The 2251-nt window shown below is 39.5% G+C and carries 1 protein-coding gene and 2 pseudogenes; 1 reads left to right on the top strand and 2 read right to left on the bottom strand.

Annotation, left to right across the window (positions count from 1 at the left end):
- Nucleotides 1-401 (bottom strand): annotated as a pseudogene (locus WBM49_RS13615) (MFS transporter); the annotation flags it as partial.
- 14 nt (nt 402-415) lie between these two features.
- Nucleotides 416-1336 (bottom strand): serine hydrolase, encoded by a 921-nt coding sequence (locus tag WBM49_RS13620; RefSeq protein WP_424372594.1) that lies wholly within the window; start codon nt 1334-1336, stop codon nt 416-418.
- A 235-nt stretch (nt 1337-1571) separates the two neighbouring features.
- On the opposite strand from WBM49_RS13620, the pseudogene WBM49_RS13625 reads away from it, so the two are divergent.
- Nucleotides 1572-2251: pseudogene (locus WBM49_RS13625) on the top strand (hypothetical protein); the annotation flags it as partial.

A 2251-nucleotide genomic window follows, 5' to 3' on the forward strand; every position in this document is an offset into this window, starting at 1 on the left:
ACCCAAAACTGAGAGGCAGATAGTACGGCGTGAATGGCTACCCAAACGTAGAAAAAGTAAAGAATCCAGGCATTCAGCAGATTGAACTTCAGGAGGACGGTAAGTCCGGCTAAAATAAAAATAGTGATCAGTAAGGTGGTTTTGATCACTTTTAAAAGCGAGAAACGTGTAAGTGCCTTGGAATAGAAATAAGAACACAGATATGCAACGATCGCTACCCACAAAAAGGCTATTGGAAGGCTTTCTACCCCGAGATCTGATAGGAATAAGGAATTCACTGTAGGTTTTATGATCAGTAAACTGGTAATGATCAAAAACACGTAGAGCTGCATCAGAAAGGAGATCTTAAATTCTCCTTCTCGTATGTTAAATGTTTTTTTTAGGACTTCCTGTAAGATCATTAAGGCAAATGGATCTAATTAACTTTCTTGTAATTTTTTACAGTTTTAAGGGCCGTTTCTACAGGCCTTACTAAATTACGAATGATCTGTTCCCCAGCAGGATCTTCAATTAATGCTACCAGAATATAGCGTCTGTTCTTATCGATCCCCCAAACCAGGACAGAATCTGAATGGTAATTCTTCCAGGATCCAGATTTTCGAAAGATGCGTGCATCCGGGGCAAGGATATTAAGGGTGTTGACAAATTTATGGTGCAAAGCCGGGTTTTCCAGAATATCGAGCATCTGTGAAGATCGCTCTCTTGTGACCAGTTCGCCATTCACTAATAAGTAATAATAACGGCATACCTGGGTGACTGTAGCGGCATGACTCAAATTTTTTAAGGGTTCTCGGTGGGTGTCACCACCTCCACCATAGCGCTTCCCTACCCAAAGTCCACCCCCGGTCTCCTCATCATAGAACTCATATTCGGGATCTGTCATGACGTGTTCAATTTGATCATAACCTACTCTGTCTATCATTCGAGTAGAAGCTGCGTTATCCGATTTGCTTATCATTAACTGCATATCCTTTTTAACCTCCGAAGTTTCCTTTAGGTCGCCTTTTTCTATAGCATCCATGGCAGCCAGTAAAATGGCAATTTTTGGAAGACTTGCGGCATACATCATATGGTTGCCGTTGATCCTCGCAAAAGCCACCTTGTTTGGATCCCTGAGATCTACAACCCCAACGGCCATTCGTTTAGAGTCTATCAACTTTTTCCACTTTGGATTTTTCATAAGTTGATTTTCAAGACTTATTTGCAATTTGGTGTCTACCAAAGAGCGCAAAGGTTTTATCTGATCATTGGGAACAGATAAGGGAAGCTCTTCTTGTGCAAGGAGCATTCCGTGCCAAAGTAAAAGAAGGGTAATTGTGATAACGCTGGTTTTCATAAATTGTTTAACTAATAAGTACGCAAAATTATTTCAATTAACAATAGTATTGCTGTTAATTTTTAGATGGGATCAACAAGGTTAAAACCAATAAAATAAGGCGATTCCCGGCGACAACAGCTATAAATGTGTTAAAAAATCAATACCTTTAAGCTTTTAAAAGTGCTACAGATATTTTTAATGTATTTCACACTTTTTGGTATAATATTCCATACTACAGACTTAATAACATCAAATGGTTCAAATTAGTGCGCTGGTAGTCTTCAAAAAACTCCTAATTCATGAGCTTGTCATTGAACCTAAAAGGGTAAAAGCCACTTATGCCGTCATAAAAAAAGATGGAAGTGAAGTGAGCAATCAGTTGATCTACTCCTACAATTCCTCCTATTTCGATACAAATAATCCTAAGGACGTCAATCTGGCTTCCATGATGGTGGCGCAAGTAGCCTTGAATTACGGCCTTTTTTTTGAAGAAATTGTCTTTGATGGCTTGTTCGACCATACGGATCAGCGCTTTCTTAAGGATATGATGGAAAATACGTCCAGGGAGATCCTGGTGTTAAAATTTTACGGGAAGAATGAATTCCTGAAGCCACCCTATAATACACTGGAAGTGGCAACTAAATCCGAATATACCGCTGCGAAGATACAATTTGTCAATTCTGATTATCAAAACCTATCGCTCCTTAAATCCGAGAATTCCGTAAAAAATGACGAGTATATTATCCTAAGCAGTGGTGGAAAGGATAGCTTACTAACGTATGGGCTTATAAAAGAAATAGGAATACCTCATCCGGTATTTATCAATGAAGCCGGCCGGCACTGGTTCACGGCTGTCAATGCCTACGATCACTATGAAAAAATAGAACCCAATACGGTGAAGCCCTGGTGTAATAGTGACAGGCTATTTAACTG

This window comes from Muriicola sp. (genome assembly GCF_049669965.1).
Taxonomy (GTDB): Bacteria; Bacteroidota; Bacteroidia; order Flavobacteriales; family Flavobacteriaceae; genus Muriicola.

Bases quoted from the DNA above. Each gene is read 5' to 3' on its own strand.
- WBM49_RS13620 (WP_424372594.1), bottom strand. From the start codon at position 1,336: ATGAAAACCAGCGTTATCACAATTACCCTTCTTTTACTTTGGCACGGA.